The sequence below is a fragment of the Ruegeria sp. B11 genome (assembly GCF_056539785.1).
The window spans coordinates 1,380,816-1,400,860 of record NZ_JBQFVO010000001.1; the positions used below are offsets into that span (position 1 = coordinate 1,380,816).

The following is a 20,045-nucleotide window of genomic DNA, read 5'->3' on the forward strand; positions in this document are numbered from 1 at the left end:
TTGTTGTGAACTTTACCTGCGGTCTGTTCCAATCAATTCTGCAGTGGCCCCCAAGACGGGTCGCTACCGCCATCCGGCGTTCTAACAGGACGCAAGTTACGGCCCGAAATATCCACAGAGTAAAGCGTCGATCGACCGCTTGCCCCCTGAGTTTCGCGGGTGAACATTATGACCCGCCCGTTTGGCGACCAAGTGGGACCTTCGTCCAGGAACGAGGCGGTCAAAAGGCGCTCTTCGCTGCCATCTGTGCGCATAACACCGATGTGGAAGCGACCTTTGTTCTGCTTGGTAAAGGCAATCAAGTCACCACGCGGAGACCAGACCGGCGTGCCATAGCGGCCTTGCCCAAAACTGATCCGCGTTGCCTCGCCTCCGTTGGCGGGCATGATGTAAAGCTGCGGAGTGCCCGACCGGTCGCTTTCAAACACGATCCGACTGCCATCCGGCGCATAGCTTGGTGCAGTTTCAATCGCGGGCGTATTGGTCAGTCGCACGCTTTGGCCCGAGGCCAGATCCATTTTCCACAAATCCGTGTTTCCGCCTTGGGTCAACGAATAAACAATTGAACGACCATCCGGAGAGAAGCGCGGTGAGAAACTCATGGTGCCTTCCTGCGTTTTCAACTCTTGCCGCTCCACGCGGCCGACATCCAGAACGTAAATACGCGGCTGACCGGTCTCGTAGCTGGTATAGAGCAACTGGTCGCCCGTCGGTGAGAACCGAGGCGCCAGAACAATCGCTGCGCTGTCGGTCAGATACTGCACATTCGCGCCGTCATAATCCATGATCGCCAACCGCTTGCGCCGCTGATCCTTAGGGCCGCTTTCCGACACGAACGCGACTCGGCTGTCAAAGTAAGCACCCTCGCCGGTGATCCGGGTATAGACCTGATCGGCCACCTTATGCGCCATGCGACGCCAGCCGTCGGTGGTGCCCGCAAACTGCAACCCATTGCCCAGTTCCTGACCCGAGAACACGTCCCAAACCCGGAACCGCACCGTCAGCCGTTTGCCCGAAACATTGACCGCCCCTGTCACCAGTGCCTGCGCGTTGATCGCTTTCCAATCGGCAAACTGCACCGGGGCATCAAAACTACTGACCCGGCTGATGAATGCATCCGACGAGATTTCGCGGAACAAACCCGTTCCCGTCAGGTCCGATACCACCACGCGCGAGATGTCTTGCGCATATTGTGCGGCCGAAGGTCCGTCCGGCACAAAGCTCGGTACCGCAAATGGCATCGGCTCGATGATCCCTTCATCGATTTCCAGACGCAGCGGGCCACTTTGGGCGTAGGCCGAGGTCGAAAGAAGGGTCAGGCCAATTAAGAGGCTGGTCAGAAGTTTCATCATTTGATCCGCATCCTCTCGGGATTGAATGTAATCTCAATATCCTGCCATTGATCGTATTTGTCAGCAGGTAGGTCATATCCTTTAGACCCACAGCGCAAAATTGCGCGGCGCGCGGCTTCGTAGGCTTGTTTTGCTGATGCGGCCGAGCCGCCTGTACTGTCGAGTAGCTGCAAACTGCCGCCAACCACTTTGCCATCTCTGGTCAACGAAAACCCGACAACAACCACGGTTTCCAGCGCATCCGTCGACAGGGACCCGACATTCCAACACCGCGACACCGCAACCCGCATCGCGTCTTTTTCACCGCTTGTCAGTGGTGGGCCCGAAGGTTCGGTGCCATTGCCCAATGCTTCGGCCAAGGCGTCATTTATCGCTTGCTCGTTTTGCGCAGGTTCAGTCGGCGCGGGCTCGGGCGTTTCTGCAACCTCAGGCTCTGGCTGGGGTGCCGGCCGGTTCGGGCGCACGCGCGGACGAGGAGAGGTTCGCGGGGCCGGATCTTCGACTTCTTCCGCCTCGGTCACAATCTCGGGCGCGGCCTCTTCCGGTGCCGTTTGATCTTGCTGTTCTTGTTGGATTTCCGCCCCTTCATCCAGCGAAACCGGAGGGGTTTCAATGTCATCCGGCTTGGCCTCGGGCGGAGGAGGAGCAATCTGCTCGGGCGCGATCTTATCCGCAGGGCTTGGTTCGGCCTCTGGGCCCGGAGGCGCAGGAAGCGCCGCCAGCTCAGGCTCGGGCTCTTCAAGCGTCGGAGGTTGTTCGATCAGTTCGGGCTCGGGCGGGACTTCCACCGTTTCCGGTTCCGGCTCGGGCTCAGGTTCCGGCTCGGGCTGGGCAACCGGCTCAGGTTCGGGCGTTTCTTCCGGCGTCGGGTCCAGTATTTCGATCTTATCAGGTTCTGCAGGCTGTTGCAGTTCAGCCGGGTCAGTCGGCACCTCGGGTGCCTCGCGTTGCGCGGTCATGGCCGCAAACTGCTCAGCCGAGATCACCGAGACATCCTGTACAGCCATCGGCAACGGCTCGGACCGGAAGGTCCCGCCGATCAGCGCCCAGCCAATCAGGCTGACATGCGCAATTGCCGAAATCTTGGTGCCGGTATCCACCGCGCAGCCTCACTCTCACCCTTCGTCCAGCGTTGGCCCGCCGGTATCGGTCACAAGGCCAACGTTGGAAAACCCGCCCGCGTTCAAAGCACCCATGACCTGCATCACTTGCGCATATGGAATCGCGCCGTCAGCACGCAAGAACACGCGGTCGCTGCTGCGCTCAGCTGCGATCGCGCGCAGCTTACCGATCAGTTCTTCGCGCAGCACATCCGTGGTCTGGATCTGCACGCGCCCATCTGCGGTCAAGGTCACGGTCAGCGGCTCTTCGTTGTCACCGGGTAAGGCACTTGCGGCAGTCTTGGGCAGATCGACAGGTACGCCGACGGTCAACAATGGGGCCGCCACCATAAAGATGATCAGCAACACCAGCATGACATCAACAAAGGGCGTCACGTTGATCTCGGCCATCGGTTGGGCGCGCCCGCGCCGCCGTCCGCGCCTGCGTCCGTTCCCGCCCGAGCTTTGCTGAACTGCCGCACCCATCGTCAGCTATCCAACTGACGCGACAGGATAGTGGCGAATTCATCGGCAAAGGCCTCGTAGCCGCCGACGATGCGGTCACTGTCTGCGCTGAGTTTATTATAGAATATCACCGCCGGGATCGCGGCCAGCAAGCCAAGACCGGTGGCCAGCAACGCCTCGGCAATACCCGGGGCCACAACGGCGAGGTTTGTGTTCTGCTGCTCGGCAATCTCGATAAAGGCATTCATGATGCCCCAAACGGTGCCAAACAGGCCGATAAACGGCGCTGTCGATCCGACAGTGGCCAGAATGGGCAACCCTTTTTGCAGACCCTCAGCCTCTTTCGCGATCGCCACGTCCATCGAGCGATCGATCCGCGCCGTCGCCCCTGCGATCAAGCCGCCATCGGTGCGGTGCGAGCGTCGCCACTCGATCATCCCCGCCGCGAAAATCTTTTCGGAACTGCCATCGGGCTGGGTTCCGATCTGCTCGAACAGCTCATCCAGCGGATTGCCAGACCAGAAGCTTTCATCGAATACCCGCGCCTCGCGCCGCGCGGCTCGGTAGTTGATCAGTTTCTGAATGATAATGCCCCAGGACCAGATGGATGCACCGATCAGCATCAACATCACCAGTTTGACGATAAAGGTCGCGCGGGCATACAGCCCCCACATGGAGAAATCGATCTCCTGCGCCAGCGCCAGCGTTTCAGCTTCCATGAACCTGCTCTTTGTTTTGCCTGATGGCCATTTGGCCTTGTTTTGCCAAACGCTAACGCAGATGGAGATGAAAAGCCAACAGAACCACCCCGGAGGCTGAAAATGTTACATCAATGCGCGAATCTCTGCCGGAAGACGAACGGGCTTACCCTGCGCATTCATGCAGACAGCCGTTACCTCGGCGCGGAAAATCTCGGTCTCGCCACGCTTGACCAATTGCGACATTGTCAACCGAGCGCCCGATAGCGAAACCATCTCGGTCTCGACCATCAGCTCGTCTTCAAACCTAGCGGCGGCGAGATAATCCGCCTCGATCCGCCGCACGACCCAGACAATGCCTGCGTCCCGCATCGCGTTCTGATCATTACCCAGTTTACGCACCCAGTCCGACCGGGCGCGTTCGATGAATCTCAGATAATTTGCGTGATAGACCACGCCTCCCATGTCGGTGTCTTCGTAATAAACACGGACCGGGTAGTGATGCTTCATTGCGACGGCTCCAATCTGGCGAACAAGCGCAGCGCATGAGAGGGATCCTGCGCGGCACCGGGCAGAACAGGATCGTAGGCGGCGCGGATCAAGGCCGCAATATCAGGCCGCAAGATCGTCGCGTCACCAGCAATCGCCAGAGGTGAGGCGCTGCGAAAAGCTGTGTCGGACCAAAGCAGGATCGTTTGTACAACCTGGCTTAACGCCAGCGTTTCTGCCGGCACTTTCGACAGCTCTTTGTCCATGCGCAAAAACACAAATGCCGCGCGGATGGCGCCGTCTTCTTCGAACCGGAAAATGCGATACTGATTGGCATCGGCAGCCACCAGCCGGTCAACCAGTGGGGCCAGATCCGGGATCAGGCGATCCAGATCGGGCACGTCCAACAATTCCTGCCACTCACGGAAGAAGAACACCATGCAATTGGCACCCAGTTCGGGATCCGTCTCGGCCATCTTGTGATTTGCCAGAGTGACAACCGCCTCGAACGCACCTTTTACGGTCGACAGCGTTTCATCCTCGACACCAAACACGATGGGCACGATGGGTCTGCCCCAGCGCGCAAACAGAAACTCACCGCTATCGCGTGTGAACAGCGCCTCAATCTCATCGGGTGTCACGCCCCAGTCCTTCTTCTCGATTTAGATACGACCGCCTGAGGCTTAAAATCTAATGCGCCCCACTTCAACCAAACAGATCGCTCTGTCCTTTGGGTGCAGCCATCCCCAGATGCGTCCATGCCTTTTGCGCCAGCATCCGTCCGCGCGGAGTGCGCTGGATCAGGCCTTGCTGCAGGAGATAAGGCTCGATCACCTCTTCCAGCGAATCCCGGCTTTCGGACAACGCCGCCGAGAGTGTTTCAATCCCTACTGGCCCGCCCGCATAGTTCTCGGCAATCAGCTTCAAATACCGGCGGTCGGCCCCGTCCAGACCAAGGTTATCGACCCCCAGCCGGGTCAGTGACCCATCCGCCAAGTCGCGCGTAATCCGCCCATCGCCTTCAACAATGGCAAAATCCACCACGCGTCTCAGCAGACGACCGGCGATCCGTGGTGTTCCACGAGACCTGCGCGCGATCTCACGCGCGCCTTCGTCATCCGCAGGTGCGCCCAGTTTGCGGGCATTGCGGGTGACGATCTCGTGCAACTCGTCGACCGTATAGAACTGCAGCCGGGTCGGGATGCCAAACCGATCGCGCAACGGCGTGGTCAGCAACCCCATCCGCGTTGTCGCCCCGACCAGCGTAAATGGCTGCAGCTCGATCCGTACAGTCCGCGCCGCCGGACCTTCACCAATGACAAGATCCAGCTCGAAATCCTCCATCGCGGGGTACAGCACCTCTTCGACCGCCGGGTTCAGACGGTGAATCTCGTCGATGAACAAGACATCACGCGATTCCAGATTGGTCAGAATCGCCGCCAAATCCCCCGCCTTGGCCAGAACCGGCCCCGAGGTCATGCGGAAATTCACTCCCAACTCGCGCGCCATGATCTGCGCAAGCGTGGTCTTACCCAATCCAGGTGGACCATGGAACAGCGTGTGATCCATCGCCTCACCGCGTTGGCGGGCCGACTGGATGAAGATGCGTAGGTTGGCCCGCGCCTCGGCCTGACCAATGAATTCATCCAGCCCCTGCGGGCGCAGGGCGCGGTCATTGTCCTCGGGCATCGGTTCGGGTCGCAGGGCGGGATCAGCGTCTACCATTCAGTTACCCTTTCACTCAGCCCTTGGGAGCCAGTAGCTTCAGCGCGGCGCGTATCAGATCGGCCTCGCCCGCATCTGGCATATTAGCCGCTGCCTCGGCCACGGCCGATGCCGCCTCGGACGGTCCATAGCCCAGATTGCCCAACGCCGACAGCGCATCCGCAGAAGCAGCGCCCAAGGTCGGTTTGGCCACCCGTTTCGGAACAGGCGCAGGCTCGGTCGTCTCAACTACTTCAAGTGCCGGGCCATCCATCGCTTCGGTCACCGTGCCGCCCATCGCCATCACACCCGGGGCCTTGTCCTTGAGGTCAAGCACGATCCGTTGCGCGGTCTTGGGGCCGACACCCTTTGCGGCCTTCACGGCCCCCCAATCACCCAAGGCAATCGCGCGGCTGACACCATCGGGCCCCAGCGCACTAAGAATGGCCAGCGATACCTTCGCACCCACACCCTGAACCGAGCACAGCAGACGGTGCCATTCCTTCTCGACCAAGGACAGAAAACCATAAAGCTGCATCAGGTCTTCGCGCACGACCATATCGGTGTAGATTGACATTACCTCACCCACCCCCGGCAGGGCCGCCATGGTCCGGTCCGAGCAATAGACGATATAGCCGACCCCCCGCACGTCGATCAGAACGTGATCCGCCGCGCGGTAATCCAGCCGTCCAGTGAGCTTGCCGATCATGCGCGTACCTCTTTCATCCGAGCCTGCGGTGCGGCGCCATAGTAGGAATGGCAGATGGCAATCGCCAACGCATCCGCAGCATCCGCCCCTTTGGGGGAACAACCGGGCAGTTGAAGTTTGACCATATGCAGAACCTGCTCTTTTTCGGCGTGGCCGACGCCCACCACCGTTTTCTTGACGCGGTTGGGGGCGTACTCGCCAACCGGCAAACCCGCCTGCGCAAGCGTCAGAAGCGCAACACCACGCGCCTGACCCAGTTTCAGTGTACCGGCCCCATCTTTGTTGACGAAGGTCTGTTCAATTGCCGCCTGATCTGGATTGTGCTCGGCGATGACTTCGACGATTTGATTGTGTAGCGACAGCAGCCTTTCCCCCAGATCATCACCATCGGATTTGCACAATCCATTCGCAACGTGGCTCAGGCGGCTGCCATGCGATTCGATGACGCCCCATCCCAAGGTTCTAAGCCCTGGATCAATGCCCAGAATTCGCATGTTTTGTCTCGGCCTGCTCGGGTTTGTGTGATCTTTTTTCATCGACTAGCACGAAGCGTGAACATTTTCCAAGGAAATCAACTCAGGGTCCAAAACCGACATTCATGTCGCCTCCGGTTCCTCGCGGCCTGTTTGCGACCGGGTTAGGTTCGTTTTCGACGCTTTTCCGATCGAACTTTAACCAATGATTTAAGGGGTTTTCATCAATTTCGAGCGTTGCAAAAAATGCATAGGACACATGCAATTTCTGCGCTTGCGCACGGCGAAACTCATCACTAGATGCCGCTCAGATCGCAAGATCAGAGTTTAACACAAACCAGAAGGAAACAGGATATGGCTGCACTGGATACCACCCGCACCACCACTGGCTCATTCGGCCTCGTCGGCCGTATCGGCGCACTTTTTGCATCGGTTGTAAACGCCGTTGTTGAATGGAATGACGCCCGCGCAACCCGTAACGCGCTGAACGGTCTTTCTGACCGCGAACTGGACGATATCGGACTATGCCGCGGCGACATCGACGTTGTCGCCGAAGGCCGCCGTTACTGAGATAACGGACTACCGCATAAGCCCCTTCCTCCTCCCTGTGGGGCAAACAGAAACACCGCACGCCGTGAGGCATGCGGTGTTTTTATTAGGAGGGTGCAAGATATCCGGTTAGAACCATACCTTGTTCAGTTGGCTCGAGAAAAACGCGGTCACCGGATCGGCCTGCATGATCCAGGCGCCAGCTTTCTCAACCGGCGTGCCCTGATTCAGGCTTTCAACACGCGTTTCGTACGCAGTCGGGCCAAGGTGAGACAGTAAAAAGGCCTTGAAGGCAAAGAAGCCAACCAAACACAGTAACAAAACCCTCGCTGGAACTGCTGAACGCATACGCTGTGGTTTCATCACCACCAGCCCGTCTGAGCGCAACGTGGCGCGATAGCCGCGGCTGAGTTTCTGGTGCTTTTTGTTCAAACGCGAGATGCGTTGATCGAATTCGAGTTGTTTTCCTGTCATGGCAGCCTCCGAAAACCGCCCCCCGAGTGCATTGAAAGACGGTAATTAGAGAATGCGACAAAAACGTGGCAAAAATCCACAAAACTCCCGTAAATGGCCTAAATTCAGCCCTGTTTGCTTAAGATTAGCGTCGCCCACTCACCAATCCGATCCTGGCGAACCAGATTGAAGCCGTTTTGGAGATAAACCGAGATCACGTCATCGGCCTGTTCATTGAGGATTCCCGATAGAATCGCTTGTCCCCCCCCCCGCAGGTTCGCCGAAATTTCAGGCGAAAGGGCCACGAGCGGACCTTTTAGGATATTGGCGAATATCAGATCGTAAGGCGCACGCGCCTTCAGATCCGGGTGATCGAAACCTGCCGCTTCAACGCATTTAACCGCACCCGCCATACCGTTCGCCCGAAGGTTGGCCTCGGCCACGTCGACGGCAACCTCATCAATGTCGCTGGCGACAATATCGCCCTCCCAGACCCGCGCTGCGGCCATCGCCAATACGGCGGTGCCACAGCCGATATCGGCAACCTTGCTGGCCGTGAACCCATCATCCAGAAGATGGTCCAAAGCCTTGAGGCAACCAAGCGTTGTCCCGTGGTGCCCCGTGCCAAAGGCCATCGCAGCTTCGATCAGCAGCGGAATGCGGCCTTCGGGCAGTTTGTCGGCATCATGGCTTCCATAGACAAAAAACCGACCGGCCTCGACCGGGGCTAGTTCGCGGCGGACATGGGCGACCCAATCCGTTTCGGGCAGTTCCGAGACCACAAAGGGCTTGGCCTCGAACGCGGCGGCCAGAACCGCCAGCGCGGTTTCATCCGGGGTTTCGGTAAAATAGCCGCCGACCTCCCACAGGCCCGAGCCATCCTCGACCTCGAACACGCCGACGCCGGTTGGTTCCGGGTCCAGCCGTTCCATCGCCTCGCCCAATCCTTCGGCGGCTTTCTTGCCGTTCAAAGTGGTCAGAGCAGTGAATGTTGGCATGGGGGCCTCCTGTTTCGATCGAAACAGCGCCTAGGGGCACCGACCGCCAAGGTCAAGCGGAGTCGCTTATTCGGCGGGCGCGGGGGCGTATTTCGACAGGATGGTTTCGTTGCCCGGTTCCGGATGACGCGGGATCAGTAGTGACAGCAGAAGCGAGATGATCGCCATTGCAGCGGCCAAACCAAACACTGCGCCGGGCGAAACGACCCATAGCAGACCTAAAAGTGCTGGCAGGAAAACAGCGGCGATATGATTTATGGTAAATGCCACCGCCGCAGTGGGCGCAATATCCGCCGGGTCGGCGATCTTCTGGAAATAAGTTTTCAAAGCCAACGCCAGAGCAAACAGCACATGGTCGATCACATAGAGAATCGCCGCCAGCAGCACGCCCCAGCTAAACCAGTAGATGCCGCCATAGGCTGCGAAAACGATGGCGAGCCCGGCATATTCAAAGATCAGAGTGCGGCGTTCGCCAAACCGCGCGACTGCCTTGCCCAGCAGCGGAGCCGCCATCATGTTGATCATAAGGTTGATCAGGTAAAGGCTGGTCAGTTCGTGTACTTCAAAGCCGAATTTCTCGACCATCATGAAACCGGCGAACACGACAAAAATCTGCCGCCGCGCGCCCGCCATGAACTGTAATGCATAATACAGCCAGTAGCGGCGGCGTAGGATCAGCTTCTTGGTCTGCGGCGTCGGTGCGTCGAATTGCGGGTAAGCAATCAAGCAAAACACTGCCAGCAAAGTTGTCACGCCGCCTGCCGCCATGAACACGAAGTTATAGGACAGGTCGAAGCGGTCCCATGTCAGGACGATCAAGCCATAGACCACAGCCGTCGCAGCCGAGCCCATAGCCACCAGCCAGCCAAGCACCTGCGGCGCACGGTCTTTAGGCAGCCATTGCAGCTGCAGTGACTGGTTCACCGTCTCATAGTAGTGAAACCCGATCGAGCTGAACAGCGTCACAAACAGCAGCCCGCCAAGGCTGGGAAACCAGGCCGTCACCGCCGTCGCCACGCCCAACATCATCAATGAGATCATGGCCAGTACCTGCTCGCGGATGAAAATGATCACCGCAATCACGCCAACGGCCAGAAAGCCCGGAATCTCGCGTACCGTGTGCAAAAGCCCGATATCCGCCCCGTCGAAGTTCGCCGCCTCGATGACGAAATTGTTCAGCAATGCACTCCACGCGTTAAACGCGATCGGCATGGTCAACGCCATCACGAACAAGAGCGTCATAGGGCGGCGCCAGAGCGGAAGACTCTGCGCCTCAGACAAGGGCATGGGTTTCAGCATGAGGATGCTCTACGCCCATTTGTACTTTTTGGCGAGGGGAAAGCGGCCGGCGCACAGCGGCTCTGCACTGATGCAGGGGTCAGTAGAAGCTTTGCGGATCGATATCCACGGTCAGGCGGATATCGCCTTTCAACTTCAACGGGGCGATCCAGCGGGCTATGGCGTCCTGAATAGGCGCACCTTTCGGGGCTTTGACTAACAGCCGGACGCGGTGACGCCCGCGTATGCGCGCGATCGGGGCTGGAGCAGGGCCAAATACCTGAGCACCAACATCGCGCAACGGCGCATCGTTGCGCGCCATGGCGTTGCCGATGTCGAAGACCGGCCCGACCTCGGGGCCAGACAGGACAATCCCGGCCATTCGACCATAAGGCGGCACCCCGGCGGCCTGACGCCCGGCGGCTTCAGCCTTCCAGAACCCTTCTTCATCGCCCGATAGAGTCGCCCGGATCACCGGATGTTCCGGCTGGAATGTCTGCAACAACGCCTGCCCCGGTTTTTCCGCACGACCTGCCCGGCCCGCTACCTGCCGCATCAATTGAAAAGTTCGTTCCGCCGCGCGCAGGTCAGCACCATGCAGGCTAAGGTCCGCATCGATCACCCCAACCAGCGTCAGCTTTGGAAAATTATGTCCTTTGGCCACGAGTTGCGTCCCGATAACGATATCCGCATCGCCTTCGGCAATCTCTTCGATCTTGGCCTTCAGGGCACGAGCCGAACCAAACAGATCAGAGCTGAGCATAGCGATTTTGGCTTCAGGGAACGCCGCCTCGGCTTCTTCTGCCAGCCGTTCAATCCCGGGTCCGACCGGTGCCAGTTTACCCTCGACCCCGCAGGATGGGCAGGCCTCTGGCATTGGCTTGGTCTCACCACATTGATGGCACATCAGACGCTTGAGGAACCGATGTTCAACCATTCGCGCGTCGCAATGATCGCAGGCAATCTGCTCCCCGCACGCCCGGCATAGTGTCACGGGCGCATAGCCACGGCGGTTGATGAACAGCAGTGACTGCTCTTCGCGTTCGATACGCTGTTGCACCGACTGCCGCAGCGAGGGGGAAATCCAAGTCCCGGCCTGCATCTGCTCGGCGCGCATGTCGATCGGCTTCATTTCGGGCAGGACTGCTGCACCAAAACGCGAGGTCAGGTCCAGCCGTTCGTATTTACCCGCCTCGGCATTGGCCCAGCTTTCCAGTGAAGGCGTCGCGCTGGCCAGAATCACCCGCGCTCCGCAGATGGCCGAACGCAGAACGGCCATATCCCGCGCACTATAATGCACCCCATCTTCTTGTTTGTACGAGGTGTCGTGTTCTTCATCGACAACTACGAGACCAAGATCGCGAAATGGAAGAAACAGTGCTGACCGGGCCCCAACGACCAGTTGCGCATCACCCTGACCGACCATCCGCCAAACCCGGCGACGTTCAGTCATGGTCGCGCCCGAATGCCATTCCGCCGGACGCGCACCAAATCGCGCCTCGACACGGGTCAGAAATTCAGCCGTCAGCGCGATCTCGGGCAGCAAGACCAGTGCTTGCCGCCCCAAGCGCAGGGCCTCGGCGACCGCCTCAAGATAAACCTCGGTCTTGCCCGAGCCCGTCACCCCTTTCAGAAGAGTCGTTCCATAATCTCCTGTCCGTTGCCCGGTCTGAAGCCGCATCACGGCCTCCGCCTGATCTTCGGTCAGGTCCTTTCCCGGCAATTCTGGATCAAGATGAGGATAGGGAAGATCACGCGGGCTGTCCTCTTCACGCACAGCGTTCTGTTTGACCAACCCCTTAATGACCGAAGATGTGACCCCCGCTTGCTCGGCCAGTTCCTTCAGCGTAAAGGCCAAGCCGCCATAGTCTCGCAAAACTTCAAGTACCCGCATTCGTGCGTCGGTCATTCGGTCCGGTTGACCACCGCCCAAACGATAAACCTTGCGCATTGAGGGCGGATCGCCCAACCCCGGCGCGCGCGTTGCTAGCCGCAGCATCGCAGGCATCGGCGTCAGGGTGTAGTCAGCCACTTTCCCCAGAAACACCCGCATTTCTTCACGCATCGGCGCGACCTCAAGCACCCGGTTCACCGACCGCGCCTTGGCCAGATCAAAACCACCCTGCCCCGGCCCCCAAACCACACCCAAGACTTTGCGCGGGCCCAAGGGCACCTCGACAAACGCACCAAGAAAGCACCCGCCCTCGGGCGCTTTGTAATCCAACGTCCGGTCCAGCGGCTGCGTGGTCCGCACCGCAACCAGCTCTCCTTCGTCGAAAAATCCGTTAGCGCTCACGGCATATCCTTCGCAGGGGGTTCCAGCATGGGTCTCTTTGAGGTAAAGCCATCCGCGACCAAGGCCAACCCATCAAAGGACTGCCCTCATGAAATTCTTCGTAGACACCGCCGAAATCGAAGCCATCGCCGAACTGAACGATCTGGGCATGGTGGACGGCGTAACCACCAACCCCTCGCTGATCCTGAAATCGGGCCGCGACATTCTGGAAGTCACCAAAGAGATCTGTGATCTGGTCGACGGCCCCGTCTCGGCCGAAGTTGTCGCCACCGAGGCCGACGACATGATCGCCGAAGGCCGTAAGCTGGCCAAGATCGCGCCCAACATCGCAGTCAAAGTGCCGCTGACATGGGCCGGTTTGAAAACCTGTAAAACACTGACCGACGAAGGCCAGATGGTCAACGTGACCCTGTGCTTCTCGACCAATCAGGCCATTCTGGCCGCCAAGGCGGGCGCAACCTTCATCTCGCCGTTCATCGGACGTCTGGATGATATCAACCTCGATGGCATGGACCTGATCGCAGATATTCGCCAAGTTTATGACAATTACGGGTTCGAGACCGAAATCCTCGCCGCCTCGATCCGCACCGTAAACCACGTGACCGACAGTGCCCGCATCGGGGCTGACGTGATTACAGCACCTCCGGGCGTGATCAAAAAACTGGCCGACCACCCGCTGACCGACAAAGGCCTTGAAACTTTCCTGGCCGACTGGGCCAAGACAGGTCAGAAAATCCTCTGATCCCAAGCATTGCCGCGCGGTGCCATCAGGCACCGCGCCCGGCCCAACGGCAAAAGCTGATCTTTGATCAGCGCCGGGCAGGCGGGAGCGCCCGCCACAGCAGCGATGAAATTCGCCTTTCGCGTGCATTTTTCCCAAGGCAAATCCAGCAACCCATGTTATAAGCCCGCCAAACAAAAAAAACGACCGGACGGGACATGAGCAGCGATCCTAAACTCAAGGACAATCTCCGCGCCGCAATTCTGGCTGAGCCTGACGCCGTGCTGGATGACAAAGACCTGATGCAGGCCTTGGTGGCTGCAAATGAGCAGGCGCGTGGTGACAACGTTATCGACCTGCGCGGTATCGCCATGCAGCGGCTTGAGGCGCGTCTTGACCGCCTTGAGGACACTCATCGCTCAGTCATCGCAGCGGCGTATGAGAACTTGGCGGGCACAAATCAGGTGCATCGCGCCATTCTTCGCCTGTTGGAGCCCACCGTGTTCGAGGATTTCCTGCGCGCGCTAGGCAATGACGTGGCCGAAATCCTGCGAGTCGATCACATCACTCTGGTCCTCGAAACAACCGTCGTACGTGATGATCCGGTGGTGAACCAGCTCGGCGGCGTGCTGACTGTGGCTGAGCCCGGCTTTATCGATAGCTATCTGACTGCTGACCGCAACGGTCAGCCGCGCGAGGTTACCTTGCGCGAAATCCGCCATCCCAATCCGCAAGTTTACGGTAAACAAGCCGATCAGCTACGATCCGAGGCCTGCCTGAAACTCGATCTTGGCACTGGCCGCCTACCCGGCATGATTGTCATGGGCGCGCGCGACCCGAGGCATTTCTCACCTCAGCTTGGCACTGATCTTCTTGCCTTCTTTGCCGGCGTGTTCGAACGCTCTATGCGCCACTGGCTGTCGTGAGCCTGATTTCCCCAGCCTGCCGCGATGCACTGCAGCATTGGCTGGACAGTCTGGGGGCGCTGGCGGGGCGGTCTGAAAATACGCTCAACGCCTATCGCGGCGACGTGACAGAATTCCTGTCCTTCATGACCTTGCATCACAGCGAGCGCCAAGGGCTGGCCGCGCTGGAACGCATCAGCGTTTCTGACATGCGGGCTTGGATGGCAGAGCAGCGCAATTCTGATGTCGGCGCGCGATCTCTGGCGCGCAAGCTTTCTGCCGTCAAAACCTTCTATCGCTGGTTGGCCGAACGCGAAGGGTTCGAACCTACTGCGGTGCTGTCCACCCGAGCGCCCAAATTTACCAAGAAACTGCCCCGACCTCTGGCCGAAGATGCCGCGCGCGCAATGATCGACACGGTCAAGCTACAATCCTCATCGGACTGGGTCGCTGCACGGGATGTTGCAGTTGTGACGCTCCTCTACGGGTGCGGGTTGCGGATTTCCGAGGCGTTGTCTTTGACCGGTGTGGACGCTCCTCTGCCAGAAACGCTGCGCATATCGGGTAAGGGCGATAAGGAAAGAATCGTACCGGTCTTGCCTGGCGCTCGGGCTTCGGTGGATCGCTATCTTCACCTCTGCCCACACCCGCAATCCCCCGATAAGGCGTTATTCCGAGGTGTCAGGGGCGGCCCGCTCAACCCCGGAATCATTCAGGCTGTGGTCGCCAAGGCACGGATGCAACTTGGCCTGCCCGCGACGGCCACCCCACACGCGATGCGCCACAGCTTTGCTACCCATCTGCTGTCTGCGGGTGGTGACCTGCGCGCGATACAAGAGCTTTTGGGCCACGCCTCGCTTTCCACCACACAGACCTATACCGCAGTCGACACGGCCCGGTTGATGGAAGTCTATAACCGCACGCACCCAAAAGCCTGAAGCAAAGACCCTTTTTGCTTTGCATCTGCGCCTTGCTTCCGTCATGACACCACCATGACACTCAGATTCAAAGCGCTTTCCGTTCATCTCTTCACCGCCACAGGTGCCGTTTTCGCAATGCTCGCCATGTTGGCCGCAGTCGAAGAGAAATGGAGCCTGATGTATCTCTGGCTCGTTGTCTCGTTCATCGTCGATGGCATCGATGGCCCGCTGGCGCGGCACTATCACGTTAAGAAGAACGCACCCGAGTTTGACGGAGTCTTGCTGGACCTGATCATCGACTATTTGACCTATGTTTTCATCCCTGCCTTTGCCCTGTTCAAATCGGGTCTGATGGACGGTTGGACCGGCTGGTTCGCAATCATCGTCATCACCTTTGCAAGTGCGATGTACTTTGCGGATACACGTATGAAAACCAAGGATAATTCCTTCTCTGGCTTTCCAGGTTGCTGGAACATGTTCGTCATTGCGATCTTCGCCCTGGAGCCCAACTTCTGGGTCATCCTGCTGCTGGTCACCTTGCTGGCTGTCGCAATGTTCCTGCCGCTGAAATTCATTCACCCAGTCCGGACCGAGCGTTGGCGCACCCTGTCATTGCCTATGGCTTTTGCGTGGACATTTTTTGCAGGCTGGGCCGCCTGGGTCGACTTTCACCCCGAAAGCTGGGCCCATTGGGGGCTGGTGATCACCAGCTTGTATTTGGTCTCGGCCGGTATTGCGCAGCAGATCATTCCGCCGCGCAAGGCCCGGGATTACAAGACTTCCTGAACCTCAAACTCTGTCCCGTTATGGGTGAACACGTCACCCTCTTGCAGGCCAACCATAGCCAGATAGATCGGGCTTTGGGTCGAAATGCCCATGTAGGTTTTGCCGTCCACCTCAAACCGAGTCGTTGAGACACATACGACGAAGCGGCGATTGTTGAACTTGATTACGGCGCCGGGCTGCACCGTATCCGTGAGGCCAAAATCGGTGTTCTCGATCACGTCAATCTTGGCGTGATGCGCATGAACAGGCGCATCAAAGGCGGCCGCCAGATCTGCATTCTCGCGCGAGGCAGCGATGTCGTCCTTGTCATGCCCTTCTCGGTCATCCAACTGTGAGTCCTTAAGGAAGGCATCATAATGTGCCTGTGCGGTTGCCAGTTCCTGTTCTTCCAAAGACATCAGATGATCGATGATGGCTTTCTTACGTGCGGCGGGGTCTATCTGGCCGGTCATTCAATTCGGTCCTTCAAATTCACTATTCGATATAGGTTGGGGCCGTGCCGCTCCGATTGCAACAGATAAGTACCGATCAGATCAACAGGCTGGCAGCACCTTCGTGACGCAGCAGAGCCACTTTGGTCTCAACACCGCCGTGACCTGAAAACCCAACCATCTTCCCATCAGCACCCAGAACCCGGTGACAAGGAATAATTATTGGGATGGGATTTCCCCCGCATCCGCGCCCAACCGCCTGCGCCGAGTAGCCAAGGTCGTTAGCCAACTCGCCATAGGTGCGCGTATCACCAAATGGGATAGCATACATTGCATCGCACACCTGACGCTGAAATTCCGATCCCTTGATCCGGTAGGGCAGTTCGAACTGCTGCAAACGCCCTTCGTCATAGGCACGCAACTGCGCCGCCGCTTCTCGCAGAACCGGGGTGGCTAGACCTTCGTCACGGCCATTCCAGACAAGACGCGTGATGGCGCCGCTGGTCTCTTCGACACCAAGGCAACCAAACTGAGTTTCTACGGCGATCATCGGCATAAGAGAACGGTTGCAGATGTTTCACCACACCTGCAACCCGAATCCTGACGATCCGCCTCTTCATCTGGCCAAAAATACCTCGGAGCGCGAGGCAGAGCCTCGCATCAGCGATCTCTCTCTCGCGCTCCGTTCGAATGTCAGCTCAGCGCCTCGTTGCAGCGCCCGCATACGCCCGGATGGGCGTGCAGCCCAACATCAGGAAGGATTTTCCAGCAGCGCTGGCATTTGTCGCCTTGGGCTTTTTCGAACACTACAGCTACGCCCTCGATTTCCGGCACACGGAACGCCTCGGCCGGAGCCGGATCGCCTGTGACGGCCAGACCAGAAGTGATGCACATGTCATCCACGTCGAAGGTCGCAAGCAGATCGCGGGTTTCCTGATCTTCGACATGCACGATCGGTGCGGCCTCAAGGCTGGATCCGATCACCTTGTCCTGACGTTGAATTTCCAGCGCAGCGGTCACGGCGCGGCGAACGCGGCGGACTTTGGCCATGCTGGCTTCCAGTTCTTCATGGCGCCAATCAGCGGGCGTTTCAGGGAAATCCATTAAATGGACCGAACTATCATCGGCCGGGAACCGTTCCAGCCAGACCTCTTCCATGGTGAAGACCAGAACTGGGGCCAGCCATGTGGTCAGACGGTGGAATAGGATATCCAGCACAGTCCGCGCGGCACGGCGGCGTAGGCTGTCACCGTCGCAATAGAGCGCGTCTTTACGGACATCGAAATAGAACGATGACAGGTCAACCGTGGCGAATGTGAATACGGCGCTGAATACACCCTGGAAGTCAAATGCTGCATAACCTTTGCGCACCTGCTCATCCAGATCGGCCAGTCGGCTTAACACCCAGCGCTCCAGGCGCGGCATATCTTCAGGCGCAACCCGATCCGCTTCGGTGAAGTCCGCCAGCGAGCCCAGCATGAACCGCATGGTATTGCGCAGGCGGCGATAGCTGTCGGCTGTGCCTTTCAGGATCTCCGGTCCGATCCGCTGGTCGGCGGTGTAGTCGGTCTGAGCCACCCACAAGCGCAGGATATCGGCGCCGTATTGTTTAACGACCTCTTCCGGCACGATGGTGTTGCCCAGCGATTTGGACATCTTGTTGCCCTTGGAATCCAGCGTAAATCCGTGGGTCACTACGTTGCGGTATGGTGCACGCCCCTTGGTGCCGCAAGCCTGCAGCATCGACGAATGGAACCACCCGCGGTGCTGGTCGGTGCCTTCCATATAGACGTCAGCGATACCGTCCGCGGTCCCGTCCTCACGATCACGCAGCACAAAGGCGTGGGTCGAGCCAGAGTCGAACCACACATCCAGCACGTCGAACACCTGATCGTAGTCGTCGGGGTTCGCGATACCGTCGAGGGTCTTCTCCTTGAACCCGTCCGTGTACCAGACGTCTGCGCCATCCTTCTCAAACGCCGCCTTGATACGCGCATTAAGTTCGTCGTTGCGCAGCAGGTAGTCCGCGTCGGTCGGCAATGCCCCCTTCTTGGTGAAGCAGGTCAGCGGCACGCCCCAGGCGCGTTGGCGCGACAGAACCCAATCCGGGCGTGCTTCGATCATGGAATACAGACGGTTGCGGCCGGTCTGCGGCGTCCATTTCACCAGTTCATCAATCGAGCGCAGGGCACGTTCACGGATGGAGTCGCCCATCTCGCCCATGCCGTCCTCCAGCTTGCGGTCGACCGAGGCAAACCACTGCGGCGTGTTCCGGTAGATGATCGGCGCCTTCGAGCGCCACGAATGCGGATAGCTGTGCTTGATTTTGCCACGCGCCAGCAGCCCGCCAACCTCGGCCAACTTGTCGATGACGGCCTTGTTCGCATCGCCTTCACCGCCCTTACGGGACAGGATATATTTACCGCCAAAGAACGGTAGATCGGCGCGGAAGCTGCCATCATCCATCACGTTGTAAGTGATGACCTGTTCCAACATCCCCAGATCACGGTAAAGCTCGAATTCCTCCATCCCGTGCGACGGCGCGCAGTGGACAAAGCCAGTGCCTTCGGTGTCGGTCACAAACTCAGCGGCGCGGAAATCGCGGATGTCGTCCCATTCGCCATTGCCACCTTCGGCCCCGGCCAGCGGGTGTGCCAGTTGGATCTTGGCAAGATCCTCCTGCGTGACATCACACAGGCGGCGGTACATCGTATCGTCCAGACGCGCGCGGGCAAACACATCCGCCGCACGGTCATCAGCCAGTAGATAGCGTTCACCGATCCGCGCCCAGCACTCCTCGGGGCGGCCGATGACTTCGTAGAGGCCGTAGGAGATATCCTCGCCATAGACCACGGCCTTATTCGAGGGCATCGTCCATGGGGTCGTCGTCCAGATCACCACATAAGCGTTGTCCAGCGTCACATCGCCGGTGTTCACAACCTTGAACTTCACCCAGATGGTGAAGCTTTCCTTGTCGTGATACTCGACCTCGGCTTCGGCCAGCGCGGTCTTTTCGATGGGGGACCACATCACGGGCTTGGAGCCCTGATAGAGCGTGCCATTCATCAGGAACTTCATGAACTCGTCGGCGATCACGGCCTCGGCATGGTAATCCATGGTGATATAAGGATCGGGCCAGTTGCCGGTGATGCCCAGACGCTTGAACTCTTCACGTTGGATGTCGATCCAGCCTTCGGCGAACTTGCGGCACTCCTGACGGAAGTCGACGATGTTCACCTCGTCTTTGTTCTTGCCCTTCTTGCGGTACTGTTCCTCGATCTTCCATTCGATGGGCAGGCCATGGCAGTCCCAGCCGGGTACATAGCGTGAATCGTAGCCCATCATCTGATGGGACCGAACAATCATGTCCTTGATGGTCTTGTTCAGTGCGTGGCCGATATGCAGATGGCCGTTCGCGTAAGGAGGGCCGTCATGCAGGGTAAAAGGTTTGCGACCCTCTTTCTCGCGAAGGCGGTCATAGACGCCGATCTTTTCCCAGCGGTCCAGCCATGCTGGCTCGCGCTTGGGCAGGCCTGCACGCATGGGGAATTCGGTTTTCGGCAGGTTCAGCGTGTCTTTGTAGTCAGGTGTTTCGGCGCACATTTGGGGCGTCCTCAGGATGTTCTGGTCGTGTATGGATCGAAGCGGTCAGTGCGATAACTCAAGCACCTTTGCCCGGCGTCTCGCGATATCAGAGCGCCGGGGATATAATTCGAAT

At 58.7% G+C, this 20,045-nt stretch carries 21 protein-coding genes; 5 read left to right on the forward strand and 16 right to left on the reverse strand.

The features are described from left to right. Positions 1–32: 32 nt before the first annotated feature. The 9 genes from tolB to ruvC all read right to left on the reverse strand — a co-directional run bounded on the left by tolB (position 33) and on the right by ruvC (position 7,011). Entirely contained in the window at positions 33–1,352 is a 1,320-nt protein-coding gene (gene tolB / locus ACR0I1_RS06975; RefSeq protein ID WP_480705581.1) for a Tol-Pal system beta propeller repeat protein TolB, read from the reverse strand. Beyond that, complete coding sequence (locus ACR0I1_RS06980) at positions 1,349–2,452, reverse strand: ribonuclease E domain-containing protein (RefSeq protein ID WP_170424318.1); 1,104 nt, start codon at positions 2,450–2,452, stop codon at positions 1,349–1,351. The genes tolB and ACR0I1_RS06980 overlap by 4 nt, the downstream gene beginning before the upstream one ends. Positions 2,453–2,467: 15 nt before the next feature. Continuing rightward, positions 2,468–2,938: a protein TolR gene (tolR, locus tag ACR0I1_RS06985; protein ID WP_170424320.1), complete on the reverse strand. Its 471-nt coding sequence runs from the start codon at positions 2,936–2,938 to the stop codon at positions 2,468–2,470. A 2-nt stretch (positions 2,939–2,940) separates the two neighbouring features. Beyond that, entirely contained in the window at positions 2,941–3,636 is a 696-nt protein-coding gene (tolQ, locus tag ACR0I1_RS06990; protein WP_170736517.1) for a protein TolQ, read from the reverse strand. A 105-nt stretch (positions 3,637–3,741) separates the two neighbouring features. Beyond that, complete coding sequence (ybgC, locus tag ACR0I1_RS06995; protein WP_170404386.1) at positions 3,742–4,125, reverse strand: tol-pal system-associated acyl-CoA thioesterase; 384 nt, start codon at positions 4,123–4,125, stop codon at positions 3,742–3,744. Further along, positions 4,122–4,745, reverse strand: coding sequence for a hypothetical protein (locus ACR0I1_RS07000; RefSeq protein WP_480705584.1), 624 nt, complete (start codon positions 4,743–4,745; stop codon positions 4,122–4,124). Before ACR0I1_RS07000 ends, ybgC begins: the two co-directional genes overlap by 4 nt. Positions 4,746–4,809: 64 nt before the next feature. Beyond that, positions 4,810–5,829 carry a Holliday junction branch migration DNA helicase RuvB gene (ruvB, locus tag ACR0I1_RS07005; RefSeq protein WP_170397397.1) on the reverse strand — a complete coding sequence of 340 codons (1,020 nt, stop codon included), beginning with the start codon at positions 5,827–5,829 and terminating at the stop codon, positions 4,810–4,812. Between the two features lie 16 nt (positions 5,830–5,845). Beyond that, a complete protein-coding gene (gene ruvA, locus ACR0I1_RS07010) occupies positions 5,846–6,517 on the reverse strand; it encodes a Holliday junction branch migration protein RuvA (RefSeq protein WP_480705586.1) in 672 nt (223 codons plus the stop codon). Then, entirely contained in the window at positions 6,514–7,011 is a 498-nt protein-coding gene (ruvC, locus tag ACR0I1_RS07015; protein WP_170404395.1) for a crossover junction endodeoxyribonuclease RuvC, read from the reverse strand. The genes ruvA and ruvC overlap by 4 nt, the downstream gene beginning before the upstream one ends. A gap of 333 nt (positions 7,012–7,344) precedes the next feature. Here ruvC and ACR0I1_RS07020 point away from each other — a divergent pair, with 333 nt between their 5' ends. After that, entirely contained in the window at positions 7,345–7,560 is a 216-nt protein-coding gene (locus tag ACR0I1_RS07020; protein ID WP_170397404.1) for a DUF1127 domain-containing protein, read from the forward strand. A gap of 108 nt (positions 7,561–7,668) precedes the next feature. Here ACR0I1_RS07020 and ACR0I1_RS07025 read toward each other — a convergent pair whose 3' ends face one another. From ACR0I1_RS07025 to ACR0I1_RS07040, 4 genes are all read right to left on the reverse strand, one after another. Continuing rightward, a complete protein-coding gene (locus tag ACR0I1_RS07025; protein ID WP_170397406.1) occupies positions 7,669–8,013 on the reverse strand; it encodes a hypothetical protein in 345 nt (114 codons plus the stop codon). A 104-nt stretch (positions 8,014–8,117) separates the two neighbouring features. Next, complete coding sequence (locus ACR0I1_RS07030) at positions 8,118–8,990, reverse strand: 50S ribosomal protein L11 methyltransferase (protein WP_480705589.1); 873 nt, start codon at positions 8,988–8,990, stop codon at positions 8,118–8,120. A gap of 66 nt (positions 8,991–9,056) precedes the next feature. Continuing rightward, on the reverse strand, positions 9,057–10,289 hold the full coding sequence (locus ACR0I1_RS07035; protein ID WP_170397410.1) for an MFS transporter: 1,233 nt from the start codon (positions 10,287–10,289) through the stop codon (positions 9,057–9,059). Positions 10,290–10,368: 79 nt separating this feature from the next. Further along, a complete protein-coding gene (locus tag ACR0I1_RS07040; protein ID WP_480705591.1) occupies positions 10,369–12,564 on the reverse strand; it encodes a primosomal protein N' in 2,196 nt (731 codons plus the stop codon). 88 nt (positions 12,565–12,652) lie between these two features. Here ACR0I1_RS07040 and fsa point away from each other — a divergent pair, with 88 nt between their 5' ends. The 4 genes from fsa (at position 12,653) to ACR0I1_RS07060 (ending at position 15,896) form a co-directional block, all read left to right on the forward strand. After that, complete coding sequence (gene fsa / locus ACR0I1_RS07045) at positions 12,653–13,306, forward strand: fructose-6-phosphate aldolase (RefSeq protein ID WP_480705592.1); 654 nt, start codon at positions 12,653–12,655, stop codon at positions 13,304–13,306. Between the two features lie 197 nt (positions 13,307–13,503). Then, entirely contained in the window at positions 13,504–14,211 is a 708-nt protein-coding gene (locus tag ACR0I1_RS07050; protein WP_170397417.1) for a DUF484 family protein, read from the forward strand. Then, positions 14,208–15,128 (forward strand): tyrosine recombinase XerC, encoded by a 921-nt coding sequence (locus ACR0I1_RS07055; RefSeq protein WP_480705594.1) that lies wholly within the window; start codon positions 14,208–14,210, stop codon positions 15,126–15,128. Before ACR0I1_RS07050 ends, ACR0I1_RS07055 begins: the two co-directional genes overlap by 4 nt. 54 nt (positions 15,129–15,182) lie before the next feature. Further along, positions 15,183–15,896 (forward strand): CDP-alcohol phosphatidyltransferase family protein, encoded by a 714-nt coding sequence (locus ACR0I1_RS07060; RefSeq protein WP_480705595.1) that lies wholly within the window; start codon positions 15,183–15,185, stop codon positions 15,894–15,896. Here ACR0I1_RS07060 and ACR0I1_RS07065 read toward each other — a convergent pair. The 3 genes from ACR0I1_RS07065 to ileS all read right to left on the reverse strand — a co-directional run bounded on the left by ACR0I1_RS07065 (position 15,881) and on the right by ileS (position 19,930). Next, a complete protein-coding gene (locus tag ACR0I1_RS07065; RefSeq protein ID WP_170733273.1) occupies positions 15,881–16,348 on the reverse strand; it encodes a hypothetical protein in 468 nt (155 codons plus the stop codon). The two genes, ACR0I1_RS07060 and ACR0I1_RS07065, sit on opposite strands and share 16 nt — an antisense overlap. 76 nt (positions 16,349–16,424) lie before the next feature. After that, positions 16,425–16,883, reverse strand: coding sequence for a methylated-DNA--[protein]-cysteine S-methyltransferase (locus ACR0I1_RS07070; RefSeq protein ID WP_170397424.1), 459 nt, complete (start codon positions 16,881–16,883; stop codon positions 16,425–16,427). A gap of 137 nt (positions 16,884–17,020) precedes the next feature. Further along, positions 17,021–19,930 carry an isoleucine--tRNA ligase gene (gene ileS / locus ACR0I1_RS07075; RefSeq protein ID WP_480705597.1) on the reverse strand — a complete coding sequence of 970 codons (2,910 nt, stop codon included), beginning with the start codon at positions 19,928–19,930 and terminating at the stop codon, positions 17,021–17,023. Between the last annotated feature and the right edge of the window lie 115 nt (positions 19,931–20,045).

Bases quoted from the DNA above. Each gene is read 5' to 3' on its own strand.
- ruvC (WP_170404395.1), bottom strand. From the start codon at position 7,011: ATGCGAATTCTGGGCATTGATCCAGGGCTTAGAACCTTGGGATGGGGC.
- ruvA (WP_480705586.1), bottom strand. From the start codon at position 6,517: ATGATCGGCAAGCTCACTGGACGGCTGGATTACCGCGCGGCGGATCAC.
- ybgC (WP_170404386.1), bottom strand. From the start codon at position 4,125: ATGAAGCATCACTACCCGGTCCGTGTTTATTACGAAGACACCGACATG.
- ACR0I1_RS07020 (WP_170397404.1), top strand. From the start codon at position 7,345: ATGGCTGCACTGGATACCACCCGCACCACCACTGGCTCATTCGGCCTC.
- ACR0I1_RS07065 (WP_170733273.1), bottom strand. From the start codon at position 16,348: ATGACCGGCCAGATAGACCCCGCCGCACGTAAGAAAGCCATCATCGAT.
- ACR0I1_RS07030 (WP_480705589.1), bottom strand. From the start codon at position 8,990: ATGCCAACATTCACTGCTCTGACCACTTTGAACGGCAAGAAAGCCGCC.
- tolQ (WP_170736517.1), bottom strand. From the start codon at position 3,636: ATGGAAGCTGAAACGCTGGCGCTGGCGCAGGAGATCGATTTCTCCATG.
- ACR0I1_RS07025 (WP_170397406.1), bottom strand. From the start codon at position 8,013: ATGACAGGAAAACAACTCGAATTCGATCAACGCATCTCGCGTTTGAAC.
- tolB (WP_480705581.1), bottom strand. From the start codon at position 1,352: ATGATGAAACTTCTGACCAGCCTCTTAATTGGCCTGACCCTTCTTTCG.
- ACR0I1_RS07035 (WP_170397410.1), bottom strand. From the start codon at position 10,289: ATGCTGAAACCCATGCCCTTGTCTGAGGCGCAGAGTCTTCCGCTCTGG.
- ACR0I1_RS07070 (WP_170397424.1), bottom strand. From the start codon at position 16,883: ATGCCGATGATCGCCGTAGAAACTCAGTTTGGTTGCCTTGGTGTCGAA.
- ACR0I1_RS07050 (WP_170397417.1), top strand. From the start codon at position 13,504: ATGAGCAGCGATCCTAAACTCAAGGACAATCTCCGCGCCGCAATTCTG.
- tolR (WP_170424320.1), bottom strand. From the start codon at position 2,938: ATGGGTGCGGCAGTTCAGCAAAGCTCGGGCGGGAACGGACGCAGGCGC.
- ruvB (WP_170397397.1), bottom strand. From the start codon at position 5,829: ATGGTAGACGCTGATCCCGCCCTGCGACCCGAACCGATGCCCGAGGAC.
- fsa (WP_480705592.1), top strand. From the start codon at position 12,653: ATGAAATTCTTCGTAGACACCGCCGAAATCGAAGCCATCGCCGAACTG.
- ACR0I1_RS07060 (WP_480705595.1), top strand. From the start codon at position 15,183: ATGACACTCAGATTCAAAGCGCTTTCCGTTCATCTCTTCACCGCCACA.
- ileS (WP_480705597.1), bottom strand. From the start codon at position 19,930: ATGTGCGCCGAAACACCTGACTACAAAGACACGCTGAACCTGCCGAAA.